General features: G+C 63.8%; 18 protein-coding genes. 10 read left to right on the top strand and 8 right to left on the bottom strand.

Annotation, left to right across the window (positions count from 1 at the left end):
- Positions 1 to 55: 55 nt before the first annotated feature.
- From APY03_RS20890 to APY03_RS20870, 5 genes are all read right to left on the bottom strand, one after another.
- Positions 56 to 2,494, bottom strand: a complete 2,439-nt coding sequence (locus tag APY03_RS20890) for a heavy metal translocating P-type ATPase (protein WP_197715024.1) — start codon at positions 2,492 to 2,494, stop codon at positions 56 to 58.
- A 155-nt stretch (positions 2,495 to 2,649) separates the two neighbouring features.
- On the bottom strand, positions 2,650 to 2,922 hold the full coding sequence (locus APY03_RS20885; protein WP_016852798.1) for a DUF2933 domain-containing protein: 273 nt from the start codon (positions 2,920 to 2,922) through the stop codon (positions 2,650 to 2,652).
- Positions 2,923 to 2,955: 33 nt separating this feature from the next.
- The gene (locus APY03_RS20880) at positions 2,956 to 3,441 is read right to left on the bottom strand and encodes a DUF411 domain-containing protein (protein ID WP_019485643.1); all 486 of its coding nucleotides are present in this window, start codon (positions 3,439 to 3,441) and stop codon (positions 2,956 to 2,958) included.
- Positions 3,442 to 3,478: 37 nt separating this feature from the next.
- Positions 3,479 to 4,459, bottom strand: a complete 981-nt coding sequence (locus tag APY03_RS20875; RefSeq protein WP_006226240.1) for a copper resistance protein B — start codon at positions 4,457 to 4,459, stop codon at positions 3,479 to 3,481.
- A 25-nt stretch (positions 4,460 to 4,484) separates the two neighbouring features.
- On the bottom strand, positions 4,485 to 6,413 hold the full coding sequence (locus APY03_RS20870; RefSeq protein ID WP_023083476.1) for a copper resistance system multicopper oxidase: 1,929 nt from the start codon (positions 6,411 to 6,413) through the stop codon (positions 4,485 to 4,487).
- Between the two features lie 254 nt (positions 6,414 to 6,667).
- On the opposite strand from APY03_RS20870, the gene APY03_RS20865 reads away from it, so the two are divergent.
- From APY03_RS20865 to APY03_RS20825, 9 genes are all read left to right on the top strand, one after another.
- Entirely contained in the window at positions 6,668 to 7,360 is a 693-nt protein-coding gene (locus APY03_RS20865) for a heavy metal response regulator transcription factor (protein ID WP_003097513.1), read from the top strand.
- Positions 7,344 to 8,768 (top strand): Cu(+)/Ag(+) sensor histidine kinase, encoded by a 1,425-nt coding sequence (locus APY03_RS20860; protein ID WP_443082840.1) that lies wholly within the window; start codon positions 7,344 to 7,346, stop codon positions 8,766 to 8,768. Before APY03_RS20865 ends, APY03_RS20860 begins: the two co-directional genes overlap by 17 nt.
- A 633-nt stretch (positions 8,769 to 9,401) precedes the next feature.
- Entirely contained in the window at positions 9,402 to 9,728 is a 327-nt protein-coding gene (locus APY03_RS20855; protein ID WP_003090285.1) for a DUF2933 domain-containing protein, read from the top strand.
- 18 nt (positions 9,729 to 9,746) lie between these two features.
- A complete protein-coding gene (locus APY03_RS20850) occupies positions 9,747 to 10,046 on the top strand; it encodes a heavy-metal-associated domain-containing protein (RefSeq protein WP_003090284.1) in 300 nt (99 codons plus the stop codon).
- 8 nt (positions 10,047 to 10,054) lie between these two features.
- The gene (locus tag APY03_RS20845) at positions 10,055 to 11,722 is read left to right on the top strand and encodes a DUF3141 domain-containing protein (protein ID WP_068679646.1); all 1,668 of its coding nucleotides are present in this window, start codon (positions 10,055 to 10,057) and stop codon (positions 11,720 to 11,722) included.
- 295 nt (positions 11,723 to 12,017) lie between these two features.
- Positions 12,018 to 13,151: an acetate/propionate family kinase gene (locus tag APY03_RS20840; RefSeq protein ID WP_009516040.1), complete on the top strand. Its 1,134-nt coding sequence runs from the start codon at positions 12,018 to 12,020 to the stop codon at positions 13,149 to 13,151.
- A gap of 217 nt (positions 13,152 to 13,368) precedes the next feature.
- Positions 13,369 to 13,821, top strand: coding sequence for a MerR family transcriptional regulator (locus tag APY03_RS20835; protein WP_009516039.1), 453 nt, complete (start codon positions 13,369 to 13,371; stop codon positions 13,819 to 13,821).
- A gap of 154 nt (positions 13,822 to 13,975) precedes the next feature.
- Positions 13,976 to 15,292 (top strand): SAM-dependent methyltransferase, encoded by a 1,317-nt coding sequence (locus APY03_RS20830; RefSeq protein ID WP_068679644.1) that lies wholly within the window; start codon positions 13,976 to 13,978, stop codon positions 15,290 to 15,292.
- A 117-nt stretch (positions 15,293 to 15,409) separates the two neighbouring features.
- Positions 15,410 to 17,839 (top strand): xylulose 5-phosphate 3-epimerase, encoded by a 2,430-nt coding sequence (locus APY03_RS20825; protein ID WP_068679641.1) that lies wholly within the window; start codon positions 15,410 to 15,412, stop codon positions 17,837 to 17,839.
- A 177-nt stretch (positions 17,840 to 18,016) separates the two neighbouring features.
- Here the strand turns inward: APY03_RS20825 and APY03_RS20820 are convergent, their stop codons facing one another.
- On the bottom strand, positions 18,017 to 18,619 hold the full coding sequence (locus APY03_RS20820) for a TetR family transcriptional regulator (RefSeq protein WP_009516037.1): 603 nt from the start codon (positions 18,617 to 18,619) through the stop codon (positions 18,017 to 18,019).
- Positions 18,620 to 18,724: 105 nt separating this feature from the next.
- Between APY03_RS20820 and APY03_RS20815 the strand changes: the two genes are divergently transcribed.
- Positions 18,725 to 19,555: an SDR family oxidoreductase gene (locus APY03_RS20815; protein WP_068679639.1), complete on the top strand. Its 831-nt coding sequence runs from the start codon at positions 18,725 to 18,727 to the stop codon at positions 19,553 to 19,555.
- Positions 19,556 to 19,563: 8 nt separating this feature from the next.
- On the opposite strand, the gene APY03_RS20810 is transcribed toward APY03_RS20815, so the two are convergent.
- Positions 19,564 to 20,826: an MgtC/SapB family protein gene (locus tag APY03_RS20810; RefSeq protein WP_003121546.1), complete on the bottom strand. Its 1,263-nt coding sequence runs from the start codon at positions 20,824 to 20,826 to the stop codon at positions 19,564 to 19,566.
- Positions 20,823 to 21,878: a type II glyceraldehyde-3-phosphate dehydrogenase gene (locus APY03_RS20805; protein ID WP_003121545.1), complete on the bottom strand. Its 1,056-nt coding sequence runs from the start codon at positions 21,876 to 21,878 to the stop codon at positions 20,823 to 20,825. The genes APY03_RS20810 and APY03_RS20805 overlap by 4 nt, the downstream gene beginning before the upstream one ends.
- Positions 21,879 to 21,891: the final 13 nt, after the last annotated feature.

Raw genomic sequence — 21,891 nt, 5'->3', positions numbered from 1 at the left:
AGAAACGGTTTGCTGGGCGATAGCAGGCTCCTGTAGTTTCAGAAAGAAAAACCGGTCACAGTCGGCTCGCTTTCAGGCGCAAGGCGTTGCCAACGACCGACGCCGAACTCAGGCTCATCGCCAATGCTGCGATCAGCGGCGACAGCAGCCAGCCCGTGAGGGGATAGAGAACCCCGGCGGCGATGGGGATGCCCAGCGCGTTGTAGAGGAAGGCGAACATGAGGTTCTGCTTCATGTTGCGCACGGTACTCACCGAGAGCGTGCGAGCGACAGCGATGCCACGCAGGTCACCCTTGACCAGCGTGACCTGGGCGCTGTTCATCGCCACGTCGGTTCCCGTTCCCATGGCGATGCCCACGTCTGCCTTCGCCAAGGCCGGCGCGTCGTTGATGCCGTCTCCGGCCATGGCGACGATGCGTCCTTCTTTCTGCAGTCGCTCGATCAACATGAGCTTGTCCGCCGGCTTGACCTCACCATGCACCTCGTCGATGCCTAGGCGTGCACCGACGGCTTTGGCGGTGGTCTGCCCGTCCCCGGTGGCCATGATGACCCGCAGGCCCGCAGCCTTCAACGCGGCCAGGGCCTCGGGGGTGCTGCCCTTGACCGGATCGGATACGGCGAGCAAGCCCGCGAGCTGCCCGTCCACCGCCAGGTACATGACGCTGGCCCCTTCGCCGCGCAGAGCTTCGGCCTGGGGTACGAGCGGTTCCGCCGATACGCCAGACTGTTCCATCAGCACTGTGTTGCCCAACGCCAGTTGCCGGTGCTCAACCTTTCCGCGCACGCCGATGCCGGTTCCCGATTCAAAGCTCTGAGGCTTCACGAGTTGGAGGCCCTGGGCACGCGCGGCCTGCACGATGGCGTCGGCCAGGGGGTGTTCACTGCCCTGGTCCAGGCTGGCGGCAAGACGCAGCACCTCATCGTTCGTAAAGCCGGGAGCTGCGACGACCTGATCGAAAGCAGGTCGGCCTTCGGTCAGGGTTCCTGTCTTGTCGATGACGAGGGTATCGACCTTGCGAAGATTCTCGATCGCCGCGGCATCGCGGAACAGCACGCCCTGCGTGGCGCCACGGCCCGTTGCGACCATGATCGACATCGGCGTGGCCAGACCCAGCGCGCACGGGCAGGCGATGATCAGGACGGCCACCGCATTGATCAGTCCATAGACCCAGGTGGGCTGCGGCCCGAAGAATCCCCATACAAGGAGCGTCGTTACCGCAATGGCGACGACGGCCATCACGAAGTAGCCGGCAACGACATCGGCCATGCGTTGCATCGGTGCCTTGGAACGCTGCGCCTGGGCGACCATCTGGACGATCTGCGATAGAACGGTGTCCGAGCCGATCCGCTCCGAACGCATGATCAGCGCGCCGCTGGTGTTGAGTGTGGCCCCGATGACCTTGTCGCCCACGCGCTTGCTGACGGGCAGCGGTTCGCCGGTCAGCATGGATTCGTCAATCGAGCTGCTGCCCTCGTGCACGATGCCATCCACCGGCACCTTCTCGCCGGGTCGGATGCGCAGCAGGTCGCCGACGTGCACATGGCTGAGTGGCACGTCTTCCTCGCTGCCGTCCGCATTGATGCGCCGCGCCGTCTTGGGTGCCAGCCCCAGCAGCGACTTGATGGCTGCCGAAGTCTGGGAGCGGGCCTTGAGTTCCAGCACCTGGCCGAGCAGTGTCAGCGAGATGATGACGGCGGCGGCCTCGAAATACACGCCGACCCGTCCCATGGACATGAAGGAAGCTGGAAACACTTCCGGCGCAACGGTTGCCACAACGCTGTAGATGAATGCCGCACCCGTTCCCAGGCCGATCAGTGTCCACATGTTCGGGCTGCGGTTGACCACGGACAGCCAGCCGCGGGAGAAGAAGGGCCAGCCGGCCCACAGCACGATCGGCAACGACAGCACCAACTCGACCCAGCTCTGTGTAGCCATGTCCATCAGGTGCAGCCGCTCGCCCAGCATCGCCAGCGCCAGGACCACGAGCGTCAGCGGCAAGGTCCACCAGAAGCGACGCGAGAAGTCACGCAACTCCGGGTTGTCGTCATCGAGGTCGGGCAGCAGAGGCTCCAGCGTCATCCCGCACTTGGGGCAGGTTCCCGGATGATCCTGGCGGATCTCCGGGTGCATCGGGCAGGTGTAGATGGTTCCGGGCGCGGTTGGCGATGCCGCCGGGGCCGGTGAAACTGCGGTGTTGGCATGGTGATGCGGTGCATGGCCGCTGCCTGTGCCTATGCCCGCGTCACCGCTGGCATATCGCGCCGGATCGGCGTCGAATTTGGCCTTGCATCCGGTGCTGCAAAACAAGTACGTGTTCCCCAAGTGCGTGGAGCGGTGCTCCGACGCCGCCGTGACCGCCATGCCACACACCGGATCTCGCGTCGCGGCATCGGGCTGCGTGTGGCTTGAGGACCCGCCCGCGTCGTCACTTCCAGCATGGCTGGCGTGATGGTGGTGGGTATGCGGGCCGGACGTTGTGGCACCCGCCGCCATGCCTGCGTGCTCATGTCCTGAAGACTTGCTGGGTGAATTCATAGTGACAAGTGCCCTCCGCCGTTAACTGTTGGTGTCTGGTGATCGCAGCAGGCCGCAGGCGCGCAAGGAGACAAGCGCGGCGTCGCGTGCTCGCACGGTGCGAGTGCCTCGACTTATTGCTTCTGCTCCTTGGAGGCTGCGGCACCTTCCTTACCCTGACGCGCGGCATGATCGTGTCCGCCGTGGCTGTGACCACGGTGCATGAACAGGTGCATCAGCGGACAAGCCGCCAGCAGCAGGAAGGGGAGATAGCCGGCAACATGTGCCGTGTGCTCCTTGAGCAGGAAATACGCGGCGACAGCGGCGATGATGAGGAACGCCACGCCGTAGCGCGATCGCCAGAACCGGGGGCGATCGCTGGGGGTCTGTGTGTGCTGATGCTGCATGGCATATCTCCACGGAGAAGGGTTGATGGATGGTCAGCGATGCGACTGATAGACCGTGCTGCTACCGTTTTTCCCAACCAGCAGCACGTCGTAGGCGTCCTTGCGTCCACCATAGGCCGGACCATCCATGCCGGGCGAACCGACCGGCATGCCGGGCGCCGCGAGGCCGATGGCCTGCGGGGCTTCGCGCAGCAAGCGTTGAATGTCCGAGGCAGGCACATGACCCTCGATGGCATAGCCGCCGATCTGCGCCGTGTGGCAAGAACCGTACTTCTGCGGGATGCCCAGCCGCGTGCGCGCTGCGGTGTTCCCGGTGTCGAGAACCTGCACATCGAAGCCTGCGCCTTGCAGGTGTGAGACCCAGTCCTTGCAGCATCCGCAGCTCGGGTCCTTCCAGACCTTGGCAATCGGTCGGCTCTGCGCCAGGCTCGGTCCTGCGAGTGCCATCACCAACAAGCCAGCGATCAATGCCTGGCGTCTCGGCACTTTGCCCTGGCTTCTGTCGTAGTGCATGTTCATGGATCGCCTCTCATCAGATGATCAAACCCGCTAGGTTCTAGAACCAGAATCGCACGCCAGCCACCCAGCGCGTCTGCTGCGCACGGCCGCCTTGGGCACGCACATAGTCCGCGGTGCGTCCGAAGCTGCCCGCCCGTTCCACGCCGATATAGGGGGCGAACTGGCGACTGAATTCATAGCGCAGGCGCAAGCCAGCAGACGCTTCGGCCAGGCCCTTGCCGATAACGCGTTCCGGGTCGTCCTTGCCATAGAACTGCAACTCGGCGCGAGGCTCCAGAATCAGTCGCTGGGTCAGCAGCAGCTCGTAGCTGCCTTCGACACGCAGCGCCGTACGTCCACCACTTCCCACGTAGCCCGTCGCCTCCAGCTCGAACCAGTAGGGGGCGAGGCCCTGGATGCCGAAAGCCAACCATTGACGGCTCGGGCCTTCCCCGTTATCCACCCGAACGCCGAGCTGGGTGTCCCAGTACGGTGCGACGGCGTGCCCCCAGAGAAGCTCGGTACGCGATTCTTCGAGCTTTCCTTTGGCGATATCGCCTTCGGCCTTCACGACTGCCTTGTTGTAGGTCGTCCCATACCACGCCTGGAGGTCGTAGGCCGTGGAATCGTCTCCTTTGCGCGTGAAGCGGCGTTCCAGAGTTTCGCCGCGCAACGAAAAGAACCTGTGTTCGTCGGCCAGCATCAGCCGCGGCACACCGGGTACGGCGTAGTCGCCCGATCCCAATGTCAGGCCATTGGAGTAGCCATGCGGATCGCGGGCGTCAGGAGGCGCCGACCCGCCCTGCATCTGCATGTTGCCGTGATCCATGGCCGGGGCCGCGGTCGAGCCGCTCGCCGACGTCGCGTGACCCGCGTGCGGGTCGGCGGCAGGAGCCACGGTCTGAGTGGATGGCGCGGCCGTTTGAGCGTCGGCCTGGCCGTGCGCTGCATGGTCGTTCTGTGCTTGTGCCTGGGCGGCGACGCTTACCAGGGCCAGAAGCGTCGTGGCCAGTGCGCGAGTGGGGAGTGCTTTGGACATTCTTGGTCTTCCTTGTGCGCTGGGTTCAAGACACCACGACTTCGCGGAACATGCCGGCATCCATGTGGAACATCAGGTGGCAGTGCCACGCCCAGCGGCCGAGCGCGTCGGCTGTCACCAGGAAGCTGATGCGTTGTGCCGGCTGCACCGGCAGGGTGTGGCGGCGCGCAAGGAAGCGACCGTCGGGGCTTTCCAGCTCGCTCCACATGCCGTGCAGGTGCATGGGATGGGTCATCATGGTGTCGTTGTGCAGAATGACCCGCAGCCGCTCGCCGTGTTTGAAGTGCACCGGCGTGGACTTTCCGAACTCCAGCCCGTCCAGGGACCATGCGTAGCGTTCCATGTTGCCCGTGAGGTGCAGTTCGACCTCCCGGCCGGGGCCTCTCTTGTCCAGCGGCCCCGACGGGGTATGCAGATCCGCGAGGGTCAACACGCGCCGACCGTTGTTGCGCAGTCCGATGCCGGGGTCATCGAGGTTGGTGCGCGCCATGTCAACGCGCATGTCCGTGCTGGCACCATACTCGGTGCGAGCGTGGCGAGCAGTAGTGCTGGGCACGGCCAGTCCCCCCGCCGCCGCGGCGTGTTGGCTGTGATCCATCGCCATGCCACCGTGGTTCATGGCGCCGTGATTCATGCCTGCCATCGCCCCATGATCCATCCCGGACATCGAACCCGAGCCCATCCCGGTCATCCCGGTCATGCCCGTCATGCCCGTCATCCCGGTCATCCCGGTCATCCCGGTCATCCCGGTCATCTCCATGGCCTGGCCGGACCCGCCATGGTCCATGCCCCCCATCATGCCGCCCATCATGTCGTTCATGGTCAGCCATTCGACCGGATCGAGGGCAGGCACGGGAGCTTGAAGACCTTCACGCACGGCCAGCGTGGCACGCGCGTAGCCTGTCCGGTCCATCGCCTGGGCGAAGATCGTGTAAGCGTCATCCCGTGGCTGGACGATCACGTCGACGGTTTCGCCAGGACCGAATCGGAACTCATCGACGGTCACCGGCTCCACGTCAACACCATCGACGTGCACCACCGTGAGTTTCAGTCCTGGAATGCGTACGTCGTAGAAGGTGTTGCCCGCACCGTTGACCATGCGCAGCCGCACGCGCTCACCCGGTCGGAACAGCGCCGTCCAATTGCCGGCGGGGGTGACGCCGTTGGCCAGATAGGTCAGCGTGGCGGCAGACAGATCTGCGAGATCCGTCGGATTCATCCGCATCTCGTTCCACATCTTGCGCTTGTCGATCGCAGCGGCCGTGCCTTCGCGCGAGGCGTCCCGGAAGAAGTCGAAGACGGTAGGTTGGTTGTAGTTGTAATAGTCGCTTTGGGACTTGAGCTTGGTGAACACCCGCATCGGGTCTTCGTCGGTCCAATCCGAGAACAGCAGCACGTGGTCACGGTCGGCGTGGATGGTCTCGGCGCCAGCGGGGTCGATGATGATCGCCCCGTACATGCCCGTGAGTTCCTGGAAGCCGGAGTGCGAGTGGTACCAGTAGGAGCCGCTCTGCTGAACCTTGAAGCGGTACGTGAAGGTCTCGCCGGGAGCGATGCCATTGAAGCTGATGCCCGGTACGCCATCCATCTGATACGGCAGGATGATCCCGTGCCAGTGAATGGATGTGGCTTCACGCAGCTTGTTGGTTACACGGATTGTGACGGTGTCACCCTCGCGCCAACGCAATGTCGGTGCCGGCAGCGAGCCGTTGATGGTCGTAGCCACGCCTGGCTTGCCCGTGAAGTTCACGGGCGATTCGGCGATCACCAAGTCGAACTCGGTGCCCTTCAGCACAGGGGCGGCACCGCGCGTCGCGGAGCCTTGCTGGGCAAATGCCTTGAACGCCGGCGTGGACAGCCCAGCGAGAACGCCGCCGGCGGCTAACCCTTGGACGAAACGCCGACGAGAAAGGCCCTGTGTGGGCACGATAAAAAAGGGTGAACGAGGCGGCATGGCCTGAAATCCTCCATAGATGACTCGGAAGTCGTTCTAAACGCCACCCCATCCTGAGCGGCACAGTTCGACGCAATGCAGGTCATGCTATGGGTTGGGCACTTTCCATCGAATGACCCCTGAATTACATTCATGTAATGTTCGTGTCATGTTCGTGGAAGCTGGCAACCAGTAAATTGCTGATTGAAAGTGGATGAATGCGTACATCGTGAGCGGCTATTTTTCCGCGCCGTAGCGATTTCATGGGACATGCGATGAAACTGCTGGTCGTTGAAGACGAGAACAAGACGGCGGATTACGTCCGCCAAGGTCTCATGGAGGCGGGATTCGTCGTGGATCTGGCGCGCAACGGATTGGACGGACACCACCTGGCCATGGGCGAGACATACGATCTGGTGGTCTTGGATGTCATGCTGCCGGATGTCGATGGCTGGCGCATCGTGCGTGCCCTTCGAGATGCCGGTAAACAGGTCCCTGTGCTCTTTCTGACGGCGCGTGGCGGTGTAGACGACCGTGTCAAGGGATTGGAACTGGGAGCGGACGACTACCTCGTCAAGCCATTCGCGTTCTCTGAGTTGCTGGCGCGGGTGCGGACGCTGCTGCGACGCGGAAGCGCTCCGAGCCAGCCTGATCGCATCCAGGTTGCCGATTTGGTACTGGACTTGGCGCGCCGGCGCGCAACGCGCGCTGGCCAACGCATCAATCTCACCAGCAAGGAGTTCGCGTTGCTTGAGCTTCTGGCCCGTCGCCAGGGGGAGGTCCTTCCACGTTCTCTGATCGCGTCGCAGGTGTGGGACATGAATTTCGACAGCGACAGCAACGTCATCGATGTAGCCATCCGCCGTCTACGCGCGAAGATAGACGATGCGTTCAATCCGAAGCTCATCCACACCGTGCGTGGAATGGGATACACGCTCGATGCGCCCGATGATGCCCCTGCGCCATAAGCCGCGGCAAAGCCGTCCAGCGTCGCTTGCATTGAGGGTCACGGCCCTCGTTGGTATCGCCACGACCTTGGTGTTTCTTGTGTTCAATTGGGTCATTCTCCGGTCGTTGGAGCACCACTTTGCTCAACAGGATGCCCACGAACTGGAGGCAGTGACAACCGCTTTGGCTCAGCCCTTGCACCAGCTTGCAAGTGACATCGCAAGCGACGAACTGAAGCAACACTTGGCCAACGCAGTCGCAGGACATCATGGGATGACGTACGGCGTCTACGATGGGGCTGGCAATAGCATCTATGCCACGCCCGGTCCTGACCTGTCTAAACTTGCCAGTAGCAAAAAGTTGGTCAACCGCATCACCGCTGACGATTTGATCGTGTGGCAGGAGGATCAGAGGTCATATCGAGGTGTGGTGATACAACTGCCTGCTGACGATTCAGCGGCGCCCGGCTACCGCATCGTCGCCGCCATGGACATCGGCTTTCATCTCGACTTCCTGGCGGAGTTCAAGCGCATGCTCTGGTGGGCAACCGGCTTGGTCATGTGTCTGGCGCTCGGTGTGGCTTGGCTGGCGGTGCAGTGGGGCCACCTGCCGATTCGCAAGGTCAATGAAGAGATTCGGGCGATTCGCTCTTCAAAGCTGGATGTGAGGCTGGATCCTCGGGATGTGCCGATCGAACTGGCGGAACTGGTATTCGCCTTCAACGATATGTTGGCGAGAATCGAGGAAGGCTTCACCCGGCTATCACACTTTTCCGCAGACATCGCGCACGAGTTGCGCACGCCCGTCACCAACCTGGTCACGCAGACTCACGTGGCGCTTGGCCAGCCGCGCAGCAACGAGGAATACAGAGAAATCCTCTATTCAAATTTGGAAGAGTTTGATCGGATGGGACGCATGATTGGTGACATGCTGTTTCTTGCCCAAACGGAAAATGATCCCCGCAACTTGCGTCTGTCTACCATTGATCTGTCCGAATTGGTGCGGAGTCTGTTCGACTATTTCGAGGCGCTGGCAGAAGATAGCGGCATTACGCTTGGTGTTAAAGGGGCGATCGGCAGCATAGCGGCGGATCGGGAAATGCTCACCCGGGCGCTGAACAATCTTCTCTCGAATGCAATTCGACACACGCCTCGCGGCAAGAGCATCACGGTCTTGCTTTCGCAGGATGAGCAGTGGACAACGATCAGTGTGGTCAATCCCGGTGAGAGAATTCCTGAGCGCGATCTACCAAAGCTCTTCAACCGCTTCTACCGAGTTGATCCGGCACGGCAACGAAATACGGCGGGCGCCGGTCTTGGCCTTGCCATCGTGAAATCGATTGCGGAGGCACATGGTGGCTCCGTTGCCGTGACCTCCAATGAGCTTGTCACCAGGTTTGACTTGGTATTGCCCCATCTGCGGCAGTAGTCCGAGGGCGCTGCGGTCCGTCCAGCCAACTGGCGTATCTCTTTGCCTGATTCTGGGATCTACCCGGCCGGCCACGTTGCTAAGCGAGCGGGACATTTTTTCTCCGTGACTGCCACGTGCCCAGTCCTAGCGGCAGGCGCCGACATCATGCGCTTGTGTATCCCATCGCTACGTCCACACCGCACGCGAGGGCCTTTGCTCGGCCGCGATCCGGTCACAGTTCCGGACACCGTTCGTAGATAGCCTCCGATCGGTGCCGAACGTCTGCCTGCTCGGCACATCTGTCGCGCGCTCACTTGGCGGTGTGCGCTGAGCCCCTGAGGTGAGCTGGTCTGCTGGTTCGCTGCGCGGGGTATGTACCCCGTAGCTGGGTACAGAGAGTCTTTTTGATCAAGATCAAGGTACTGCCTTCACCTCAGCTCTATGCTGAGCTTAACAAGCCACATTTGGCACGGGTCGATCATGCTCAGAAACTATCGAGGACTTTTTAGCGGGGCCAGGGAATCTCCGGTGTTCAGCCCCATTCTTCTGGCATACCTGTTTTATGGATGGGCCTGATCAGCGCCCTGCACGGCACTCGAATGCGGGAATCTCGCCAATCGACAAGGGTCAACTTCACGAAGGAGCATCGCCATGAATATTCCGCCCGATCGAAGTAAGAGCACAGGAAACGGCCCGAACTGGTCTCGCATCAACCAGTGGCTGCTGTGGCTCGGCCTCGCCGCCGCCGTTGCCTGGATGTTCTACCGCCACAACGCCCATCTTCTGCAACTGCTTCCCTTCCTCTTCATCCTCGCCTGTCCGTTGATGCACATCTTCGGCCATGGCAGTCACGGCGCACATGGCGGTCATGACCATCAAGATCAGCCGCCTCGGGGCGATGAAGGGGGTTCGCCTGCGCGCCAATCAGACGACCGGAGCCGCCCGAAATCCGTCGACCAGTCCGGGCACCACCACTGAAACCACCGGAGCATCATCATGGAAACCATCGAACTCAAGGTTGCCGGCATGACCTGCGCCTCCTGCGCGAACTCGGTCAGCAAGGCGCTCAAGCGCGTAGCTGGTGTGCAAGACGTGCATGTCGATCTCGCTCGCGGCGCAGCGAGTGTCACCGGCGATCAGACGGCCCAGAAGACGCCTGAGCTGATCGCGGCCTTAGCTGCCGCGGGCTACGAGGCATCCGCTGATTCCTCGCCGGGCATTGCGGCGGGTGCCGGTGCCTCCCATGCGCCGGCCGCTGCCCGTTCAAAGGGGCATGGCGGCTGCTGCTGCCGCTGATCGACGCCATGGACGCACGCACGACCTCCCAGGGTATCGCCGCCGCACCGCTTGGACTCTTTGCTGCCTACTGGGGCGACATGCTGTGGCGGACCGTCGCGTCCGGCGAAGCGCTGAGACAGCGCGCCAACAACATGACCGAACACGAAGCGGCGGGTATGCCGCCGCTGCTCCACTTCGAGTCAGAGCAGGTGGCTGACGGCCACGACTTGCAACCGGCGAGCAACTACCGGCTCCTGCGTGTCACTCGCTGTGGCACCGACGCCTTGGAGAAGCATGTGCGCAAAGGCGCCGCGCCGGTGCTGGTGGTCGATCCACGCGCCGGCCACGGCCCTGGCATTGGCGGCTTCAAACGCGATTCTGAAGTTGGCATGGCACTGCTCGAAGGCCATCCCGTGTACTTCGTAGTGTTCGATCCGGAGCCCGTCGAGGGCCAGACCATGGGCGCAGTCGTCCAGACCCTGGCCACATTCATCGACATGGTGGCCAAGCGCCACCGAGGCAAGGCCCCGATCGTCTACGGCAACTGCCAAGGCGGTTGGGCGATCACGCTGGCGCTGTCGCACTGCGAGCACCGTGCCGCCTTGGCAGTGCTCAATGGCTCGCCGCTGTCGTACTGGGCAGGCGAGAGAGGCATCAACCCCATGCGGCTGCTCGGTGGGTTCACGGGCGGCATCTGGCCGGCGCACTGGGCGTCGGACCTCGGCGCCGGGCGATTCGACGGTGCCTGGCTGGTCCAGAACTTCGAGGCGTTGCGGCCCGAGGGCGTGTTCAAGAAATACGACACGCTCTTCGCGCAGCCGGAGACTGAGCGCGATCGCTTCCTGGAGTTCGAGCGTTGGTGGAATGGCTTCTACCAGCTTGCCCGCGAGGAAATGTTGTCGATCGCAGGCGATCTTTTCGTAGGTAATCACCTGGAGAGCGGCGAGGTCGTGGTCGATGGCCACTGCCGCGCGGATCTCAGCCGCATTGGCGCACCGCTGGTGGTCTTTTGCTCCAACGGCGACAACATCACACCGCCCCACCAGGCGCTCGGCTGGCTCAAAGCGGTATATCCGACGACCGCAGACCTGGTGGCGGCGGGCCAGCGCGTGGTGTACCTGCTGCACCAACATGTTGGCCACCTTGGCATCTTCGTCTCCGCGGGGGTGGCGCGACGCGAGCACCGCGCCATCTTGCATCATGCCGAATCGATCCAGGCACTCAAGCCTGGACTCTACGAGATGGTTCTGGAGGACAGCGCCTCTTCGGAGTCGGCCGCCGCTGCGCAGTTCCAGCCGCGGCGGCTGGAAGACCTGCCTTACGACGCCAACCCGGCGGGGTTCGACAAGGTCGAAGCACTCTCGGAGATCACCGAGCGCTTCTATTCGCAGTGGGTGTCGCCGTGGGTCCGCTTCGCCGTCACCCCCGACTCGGCTCGTGAACTTCGCGCGCTGCACCCCATGCGCGTCAGTCGCAAGGTCTGGTCCGAGCAGGTGACCCCGGCCCTGGCGCTGCTGCCATGGGTGCAACGATGGCTTGAGCAGTGGAGTGCGCAGGATCCCCATCGGGTCGAAAATCCTTGGTATCAGCTTGAGCGAACTGGTGCAGACGCGATTGGGCAGGCCATGGAATCATGGCGCAAGAGCCGGGACCTGTGGGCTGAGCTTGTGTTCGAGCAGGCCTATGCCAACTGAACGACCCTCCACTGTGGCTGCAAAAAGAGACGCTCACGGGTCGCAAGCAGCACGCTCCTTGTCGGAGGCGATGCGCCTGCCACGGCCGATTTCGCTTTTCAGCGTCGTCCAGGCACGGATCAAAGTTGGATTCTCCCGTATCACCACGCCAGCAACGGCGCTACAGCATCGGAAGCATGGGCCTGATCGGCGGCCTCGCGTGCTGCTAGCGCCGAGCGAAACTTGGCAATTCGATCTGATGAACGTTGCCAATGGCGGCGACGTCGGCACTGACCGGCGCTGACGGAGCTCCGACATGCGCGTCCTCGCCATCAATGCCGGCAGTGCGACCCTGAAGTTCGGAGTTTTCGAGTCGGCTCGTACCTTGCCATTGATCGACTCGGCGATTGATCATCCTGCGGTGGATGCTGCGACCTTCGAGGAGATCGAGCGGCACTTGCACAGGGCGGGTGTCACAACGCTCGATGGCATTGGTCACCGCGTCGCACACGGTGGCCCACTGTTGAGCAACGCGGTGCTCGTGGATGAAGAAGTCGAACGCGAGATCGGCAAGGCTTCGGCTCTGGCGCCGCATCACAATCCTGCCGCATTGGCCGGCATACGCCTGACCCGTGAGCGTTGGCCCGGCGTGCGCCACGTCGCGGTCTTCGACACCGCTTTCCATGGCGACATGCCCGAATACGCCCATTCCTATGCTGTTCCGCCATCGTGGCGCGCGGCAGGGGTACGGAGATACGGCTTCCATGGCCTGTCCCACCAGGGTGTACTGGCCGCCGTCAGCACCGAGCTGAAACGGCCGCCGTCAGAACTTCGTATCGTGAGCTGCCACATTGGAAGCGGCGCCAGCGTCTGCGCGATCGATCGCGGAAGGTCGGTCGATACATCTATGGGAATGACCGCGCTTGAAGGTCTTGTGATGGGCACGCGCTGTGGAGACCTCGACCCTGGCGTACCCGGCTTCGTCGCACGCGCACTGGGTTTGACGTTGGCGCAGATCGAGGCGGCGCTTTACAGCGACAGTGGACTCAAAGGATTGTCGGGTGAGAGTTCGGACCTGCGGATTGTGGAGAAGCGCGCGGGAGAAGGAGTCGCAGCCGCCCAACTGGCAATGCAGGTTCACGCGTACCGCGTGCGCAAATACATCGGCGCCTACGCCGCCGCGATGGGCGGTTGCGATGCTGTGGCCTTCACTGGCGGAGCTGGAGAAAATTCGGCCGCGTTGCGTCGGCGCATCGTTGATGGCCTGGAGTTCATCGGCCTGGAACTAGACGAAGAGCGCAATCGCGCCTACTCGCCCAACACTGAAGTCGCCCAGTTGCAGTCATCCCGATCCGCCGTCGCCGTGCTGGTGGTTCAAGCACGCGAGCAGTTAGCGATCGCGCGTGAGACGTTCCGAGCGCTGAATGACCAGGCAAGTGGTTTGGTATAGGCAATGAACTGGGACAAGACCACGATAAGTCTTCCTCCGGGCCGGGAGCCACGCCCGTTGATGCTCGCGCCGATGATGGTCCAGTTGCCCATCCAACCGCACGTTGAAGGAAGGAACGGAGCGGTTCAGACACCGGGCCCTTGACCCATGTGCAGCACCTGGGTTCAAACTCGCTCGAAAGTGAAGGGATTCAAGACAACCTTGCTGGAGGATGGTGATGCAACTCATTGAATGCGCCAAGGCGGCAGGCGTCACACCGGACACGTTGCGTCACTACCTTCGGGTGGGGCTTGTGGTGCCCGATGGCCGGGGCACGAACGGCTACCGCGCATTCTCGGATCGAAGCGTCGCCCGGGTTCGTTTCATACGCAATGCATTGGCCCTCGGCTTCACGCTCAAGGACGCTGCAGAGTTTGTCGAGATGAGCCAGCGCGGTGCATCGCCTTGTCCGCGCGCGCGGGCGCTGCTGAGCGAACGGCTTGACGAGCAGGCCCGGCGGCTGAAGGAGGCGACAGATTTGCATCGCCGCATGCAGCAGGCAGAGCGCGACTGGAAGCGGCTGCCGGACGGCGTCCCGGATGGCCATTCCGTCTGCGGTTTGATCGAAGGAGCGGATGCGGACGTTCAGCGCAATTCGGTGCGCGCGAAGTCCCGTCGTGTACGCGCATGAATCGCTCTGATCATCGTCGACATTCCCCGGCATCACGACGCTCTACGTACATGCGGTGCAGCGGTTGTGGTCGTGCCGATCACGCCAGCGCCAAGTATGAGTCGTCTATCCACTTCGCAGCATCCGCTGCACACGAGCGAGCGAGGCGCCCCCAATGAGCCACCTCACGACACGGGATCGAACCGTATCGCCCGACGGATATGCCGCCGCGCTACGGATCTTGCGCCGGCTGCTGGCCGGCATCGAGCGCCCGCCGGCGTTGCGTCTGGGCGATATGCTCTTGCACGAGCTCGAATCGCACCCGGAATACACCCTGATCATCCGTGACCCGGGTCTGCTGCGTCGCTTGGTCCTGCGCCCGGATCCGCTGCTGCTGGCGGAAGCCTATTTCCGCGGCACCATCGACATTGAGGGAGACCTGTACACCGCGCTCGGGCTCAAGGCGCATTTCGAGAGGTTATCGCTCTCTTGGCGCGACAAACTGGCCCTGTTGCGCGACGCACTGCTGCTGCGCGTGTCCGACCAGGACGGGTTGAAGCCCTCGCGGAGTCTGGCCTCGCGCGTCGCACGTCGCTTCTCCCATCGCCATTCGCGTCAAACCGATCAGGCCGCGATCTCCTTTCACTACGATGTGTCCAACGCGTTCTATGGCCTCTGGCTCGATGCCGAGAGGGTCTACTCATGTGGCTATTTCAAGGCGACGGATGACACGCTGGACCAGGCTCAGCGCAACAAGCTGGAGCACATCTGCCGCAAGCTGCGCCTGCAGCGAGGCGAACGCCTGCTCGACATCGGCTGCGGCTGGGGCGCGCTCGTGTGCTGGGCGGCAAGAGAACATGGCGTCCGTGCGCACGGCATCACGCTCAGCCAACAGCAACTCGAATACGCGCGCGAGCGCATCCGCTCGGAGGGCCTGCAGGATCTCGTCACCGTTGAACTGCGCGACTACCGTGACCTCGAAGGCACGGCCGTTTTCAACAAGGTGTCAAGCATTGGCATGTTCGAGCACGTGGGACTCGCGAACCTACCGGCCTACTACGCGGTGGTCCAGCGGGTTTTGCGGCCAGGAGGACTCTTCCTCAACCACGGGATCACCCATGACGAGGAGGGCTGGAGCCGAACCGTCGCGACCGAGTTCATCAACCGCTACGTCTTCCCCGACGGCGAATTGGACTGCGTCAGCAATATCCAGCTAGGGATGGAGCGCTCCGGCTTCGAGATCCATGACGTCGAAGGTCTTCGACCCCACTACGCGCTGACCTTGCGTCATTGGGTCCAGCGACTCGAAGCGCGCCGGGAGGAGGCCTTGCGGGAGGTCGATGAGGTGACCTTCCGCATCTGGCGCTTGTACATGGCGGCGTGTGCACTGGAATTCGAGGCCGGGGGGACTGGGATCTACCAGATCGTCGCGTCCAAACGCGACGGCGGAAGCTGGCCCGTGCCCTTGACCCGCTCTGATCTTTATGGATAACACAGCCATGAACGCTAGATGGCCGTGCCGCTGGCGCGCGAAAGACGATCACAGACGCCAGCCTTCCCAATCTCGCCGTCGCGCTTACCTGCGTGCCGGCTCTCAAGGACTTTCCACATGAACCACGAGCTTCCCTGGGTCGCCGAGCGCGTCCGCGTGTTCCGCGAGTCTGATCCCGAGTTCGCCCGCTGGGCGCGCGGCCACGGCCCCATCACCCACAACGATCTCACGCAACTGCGAGTCCACGATCTCGCACAGGTGCTGGTTGCCGAAGGCAAGGCGAGCGACACAACCGCGGTGTATCGCACGCTCTGGTCGGCGGACCGCCTGGCCGTGGCAGGCATGTGGTTGACGGTTCACATGACCTATGCCGACCGGGTCTATCCCGATGGCCGGGAGATGAGAGCCGAGGATTTCAAGGAGACGCCGGAGGGGCATACCGGTGGGGCGCTGAACATCGTGCCGGCCTATGTCGGCTACCTGGCCGCGAACGCGCTCAGTGGGTTGACGCGTGGCTGGTTGATGGGCCAGGGCCATTGCGTCGCGGGCATCGATGCCTGCAACCTTCTGGTGGGCAACATGACGCCGCGCCACGCCGAGAGATACGACCGCAGCGAAAGCGGCCTCACGCGCTTTGCCCGGGATTTCTATAGCTACGCGATCGACGCACAGGGGCGTCCCGCCTCGCCGCTGGGCAGCCACGTCGGCCCGAATACGGCAGGCGGTCTGTCCGAGGGCGGCTATCTCGGCTTTGCCGAACTGCAGTACGTGCACATGCCCTTGCCCGGCGAGCGGCTGGTGGTGTTCCTCAGCGACGGCGCTTTCGAGGAGCAGCGTGGCAGTGACTGGGCGCCGCGCTGGTGGCGGGCAGAAGACAGCGGCTTCGTGGCACCGTTCATGATCCTCAACGGTCGCCGCATCGAACAGCGCAGCACCATGCAGCAGCAGGGGGGCCGAGAATGGTTCCACCAGCATCTGCGGCTGAACGGCTTCGACCCGATGGAGATCGACGGCACCGACCCCGCCGCGTTCGCCTGGGCCGTTCACGCGATGGAGGAGCGGTTGTCGGCCTGCGCGGCTGGAGTTTCGCAGGGCACCGTTCAGTACCCGGTACCCCTCCACTACACCATCGCCGAAGCGCCCAAGGGATTCGGCTTCCCCGGTGCTGGAACCAATGCCGCGCACAACCTGCCGCTGGAGGGGAACCCCCGGGTCGACCAGATAGCGCTTCAGCAGTTCAACGAGGGTGCTCGCGCTCTCTTCGTGCCGTCGCACGAACTCGACGAAGCGGTCGCACTACTGCGCCGGCACGAAGTGCAGCATCGTCCCCTGGAGCGGGACCATGCCCTGGCGCACCGCCAGGTGGCGGCCCCCAGACTTCCGGTTCCGCAGTGGCATGTTGCGGGCCAGGGCGAGGTCTCGCCAATGGCGGCACTCGACGGAGCCTTCGCGGCCCTCGTCCAAGCCAACCCACAGCTGCGTCCGCGGGTAGGCAATCCGGACGAGCTGCGCAGCAACCGCATGGGCCAGACATTGGACCTGCTCAAACACCGCGTCTTCACGCCCGAACCGGGCCTGGCGGAGGCCGTCGATGGCGCCGTGATCACGGCGCTCAACGAAGAAGCGGTGGTCAGCGCGGCGCTGGGCAACAAGGGCGGCATCAACTTGGTCGTCTCTTACGAGGCATTTGCCGTCAAGATGCTGGGCGCGCTGCGCCAGGAAATCCTGTTCGCGCGACATCAGACGCAGGCAGGCACACCACCCGGATGGCTGTCGGTGGTCACGGTTGCGACGTCCCACACCTGGGAGAACGGCAAGAACGAGCAGTCGCACCAGGATCCGACGCTGGCCGAAGCGCTGTTGGGCGAAATGTCCGACACCTCGCGCGTGTTGTTCCCGGTCGATGCCAACAGTGCCGTTGCGGCGCTGCGCGCGGCCTACGCCTCGCATGGCCAGTTCTGGACGCTGGTCGTTCCCAAGCGGGCCGTCGCCAGCCAGTTGAGTGCCGAGCAGGCCGAACGCTTGGTCGATCAGGGTGGTTGGGTGGTGAAGCCCTGCGACGCCCCCGACGTGTTGCTGGTTGCCATCGGCGCATACCAGCTACAGCAGGCCCTGCTTGCGGCGCGGCGCCTCGAAGCCGCTGGACATCGGACCGCAGTGACCTGCGTCATCGAGCCGGGCCGCTTCAGAGCACCCCGCGACGAACGCGAGCAGGACTTTGTGGCCGGCGACCAGGCCTTGCGCGCCCTGTTCCCGGAGACTGCCGCCGTGCGCGTCATCGTCTCGCACATGCGACCCGAGCCGACGCTGGGCCTGATGCGTCGGATCGATACAGGGGCGCGGCAGACCCGTGCCTTGGGCTACCAGGCGCGCGGCGGGACACTCGATGTGGCCGGCATGCTGTTCGCGAACCGTTGCACGTGGGCGCACGTCGCGGCGGAGGCGGCTCAAGGGCTCGGTGTCGATCCGCAGAGCTTGCTGAGCGCCGAGGAGTGGGCGGCCGTGCAGGGGCGTGGCGACCCGCGCGTCATCACGGTCTCGGCTTAACCCCCTTCCAGCACGACCCACGACCGGACGCTGATTGCGCCGACGCACTCTGCTTCTTCATGTGCGTTGCCAGGTCGCACTGGGTTCGGATGTCTGACGAATGGCTGTGGGACCGATGGCCACGTCGCGCCTGAATGTCGTCCTCCCGTGCCAAGTAGCACTTCCTTGTCCGGGCGTTCAGCGCGAGGCGTCAACCATTTTCCCGCGCTGGAGAGGGGATTTGCCAGGCGAAAGCATCCGCGCAATCGCCAACTGAATCGCCCGTCTGCGCGCCTCGTGCTCCTGCGAATCCCTCGCCGCCGGTGCCATGCACCACGTTTGCACGATCGTCGCTACCAGTCGCACGATCTCATCAGGCGTGAAATCCGCTGTGATGCGTCCTTCCGCCTGGGCAGCGGTGATGGCCGCATGTTTGGCTTCCAGTACGCTGTGACCGGCGGGGAGCAGGAGCACTTCTTGGCCTCGCTCCAGGTGGAACCAGGTCATGAGCCGCCATAGGTGCGGCCGCTCGGTGAGCAAATCGTAGGTGCGCCCCGCATAGCCGGGAAGATCGTCCGCATCGAAGCGCTCGTCCTGCGCCGCGGCGAGGATTTCCCGGCTGAGCACGGCGTCGAAGAGAGCCTCCTTGTCCCCGAAATGGACATAAAGCATCGGCTTGCTGATGCCTGCTGCCGCCGCGATCCGGTCAATTCGTGCCCCCGCCAGCCCGTTCTCGGCAAATTCCCCCAGCGCAGCGTCCAGCAGCATTTGCTGGGTCTCGGCGGGACGTCTCTTGGCCATGGGCCGTTACTCCTCAACAACATTTCATCCGAGCGCCCATCATCGCTTGAAACGGGCGCCATTAACTTACAAACTAGTTGGTAAGTAAACCACAGGAGTGCATTTATGTCCAGACATTGGTTCCTCACCGGCGCATCCAGCGGCATCGGTCGCCATCTTGCTGAAATCATCCTGGCTTCGGGGGATGACCTCACGGCCACCGTCAGGCGTCCCGAGACGCTCGACGACCTGGCAGCACGCTACGGTGACCAGCTCGTTTTCGAACGGCTCGACGTGACCGTGAAGGGGGACATCGCACCCGTGGTCCAGCGCGCCGAGGCCCGCCGCCCGGTCGATGTCCTGGTCAACAACGCCGGCGGCGGCATCATCGGCGCCACCGAAGAGTTTTCCGACGCGGACATCGAAGGGCAGATCAGCCTCAACCTGCTGGCGCCGGTGCACGTCACGCGGGCCTTCATTCCCGCCATGCGCACACGGCGAGCCGGTCGGATCATCCAAATCTCCAGCGCCAGTGGCCAAGGCTCCCTGCCGACCAGCAGTCTTTACCACGCCGCGAAATGGGGTCTGGAAGGCTTCAGCGAATGCCTTCGCCAGGAACTGGAGGGGTTTGGGGTCTTCGTCACACTCATTGAACCGGGCGGCGCTCGCACGAGCTTCAGCCGCAATTTGCAGTACGCGCCGGCGAACCCCGCCTATCAGGACACGCCCGCTGGACAGATTCGCGCGATGTTCGAGAACGCGGGTGACGAGTTGTACACGCTCGATCCGCAGAAGATCGCGCACCGGATCTTCGACACGGCCACGAGCGAGAAGCCACCGCTTCGGGTGGCGCTGGGCGGTGACGCCTTCGGCGTCATCCAGGCGGCGCTCAAGGGCAGGCTGTCTGCCCTTGAAGCGCAGGAGAGTCTGGCGCGATCGGTGGCCTTCGATAGCTGATCGCTGTTTCAGGTCAAGCCCAGGGCGACGGCAAAGCCAGCAGCAGCCATGGCCGCGTACGACGGGAGCACTCTCCATGCGAGCGCCCTACCGCCCAGCGACATCAACAGGACAAGTTTGGTGACCTGATTGACGGATGCGGCGATGAACAAGGCCAGGGTGGCCGAAGCGGCGGTGACGGCGCCCTCGGTCACCAGGCGGCCAATCGAGAGCGTGATCGCATCGACGTCCACCAGACCCGAGGCAGCGGCGGTCAGCATGACGCCAGCATCCCCGAAGCGATCGGCAAGAAAGCGGCCTGCCAGCATCACCGCGGCCAGGAAGGCTGCGAACTGGAGCGCGGAGCGCAGCTGCAATGGGTTGCCAAGCTGAAGTTCGGGCAAGTCGTCGGCGGGCGACCGCGCCGCCAGGAACGTCCCCAGAACACCGCCAGCCACGGCCATGGCCACGAAGATGACCACCGGGTCCCAGCCGATGCCGGGGGCTGCGATGGCGACGAGAGCCGCCATGCGCGCAAACATGGCTGCGCAGGCGAGCGCCGCCCCCGCCGCTGCCAGTGGATGCCAGCCTGGCGTCTGCCCGGCCCAGCGCGCCAACGTGGCCGTGGTGGCGGTGCTCGACACGATCCCGCCGAGCAGCGCTGTGAATACCAGCCCTCGTTTCCTGCCGAGCGAGCGCATCAGGACGAACCCAGCGAACGACAGCACTGCCAGCAGGACAACGGCCCACCAAAGGCGATAGGGATTCAACGCCTCATAGGGGCCAAAGCCACGATCAGGGAGTACGGGCAGTACGACCACGCTGATCAACAGCAACTGCGTGCCGCTGCTGATCTCCGCCTCGGACAGCTTGCCGACGCCGGCGTGCAAGAGCTGCTTGAAACGCAGCAGCGCCAGCACGACCACGGCGGCGACCGCCGAAACGCGCCAAGCGCCACTGGTCGCCAGCGCCCCGATGGCGAAAGTCGCAAGGGCGGCGACGGACGTGGTCAGTCCCATCACGGCATGCATATGCGCCGTCACCAGGTAGCCCACCACCAGATACACCCCGACGAGTACGAGCAGCGCGATGAGCATGCCGGCTCCCCAGCGCTGGGCCAGCAGCCCGCCAAGGCCGCCGAGCAGGCCGATCAGCGCAAAGGTGCGAACGCCCGCGACGCGATGTCCCTCGGGCCGCTCGCGTTGCTGCCATCCCCGTTCCAGGCCGATCAGAAGTCCCGAAGCGAGTGCCAGCCCGAGCCCGACCAGCGCGGGATCATCGAATTCACTCATCGTCGAACCTGGACGCGGTCACGGATGAAATCACGCTGCAGTCCCAGCGAAGCATCGGTGCGCGCCATCGACACCTGGGGATCGGTCTCGATGCCGCTCAAGGCGCGAATGGCATCGATGGTCTCGGGGATTACGATCGCCTGGTTGAAGACCTGGTAGGTGTAGTACGCCTGATCGCCATCGACCGAAAGCACGTCCTCCCACAACGCGACCTCCCACAGGTCGCCGCGCGGGCGGCCGAGATCGGCCATCAGTTCCACCGTGCTGTTGAGGGCCACGAGACCATCCGAGGATCGCACGAACGCGATCCGTGGCGCAGCGCGAAAGGCCGCCAGCACCTCGTCGCGCGTGGCCGGCCTCGTCAGTTCGACCCACCAGGTGTGCAGGTGGCTGCTGTTGTGCGGCGCCTTGACCGCGATCGTGACGACGTCCAGGTCCGGGATCACAGTGCGCGCGTCCGGTCCCTGATGGCTGGGGATCGTCTTCTCCGGCACGAGCGTGTTGATGATGCCCTCCGCATGCGCCTCCCACGGGTCGGAAGCCCGGCGGATCAGCGTCCCGCGGGCTCGCTTGAGCAGGCCCGCTGTCCGAAGCGCCCCCAGGGTGCGCACGATCGACGTCGTGTTGCAGGACACCACCCGGGTGGAGGTGCGGCCGATCGCGGTTGCGTAGTTCTCCTGCGCGACGAACGAATGACCGGTCAACGCGTGGGACTCGCCGCCATGGAAGATGGACTTCACACCGGCAGCGTCGTACGCCCTCTTGTTGACCGCGGCGACTTTCTTGGGTGTGCAATCGACCACGACGTCCGCGTTGGCGAGCAGGTCGGCCAGATCGCCCGCGACAGGAAGCCCCGCAGCACGCATCGATTGTGCGGCTTCAGCGGTCGCCGCGTAAATCGGGAAAGCGCGCTGCGCGGCCACCTGCAGGCGATAGTCGTGCACCACATCCGCGACGCCGGCTAGCGCCATGTCCTCCTGGAGTGCGACCGCATCCGCCACCCGCTTGCCGATCACACCGTATCCGTTCACCGCCACTCTGACCTTGTTCATGCCTGACTCCTTG

It is taken from the genome of Variovorax sp. WDL1 (genome assembly GCF_001541225.1).
Classification (GTDB): domain Bacteria; phylum Pseudomonadota; class Gammaproteobacteria; order Burkholderiales; family Burkholderiaceae_C; genus Variovorax.
This window is presented reverse-complemented; position numbering and strand designations above follow the sequence as displayed.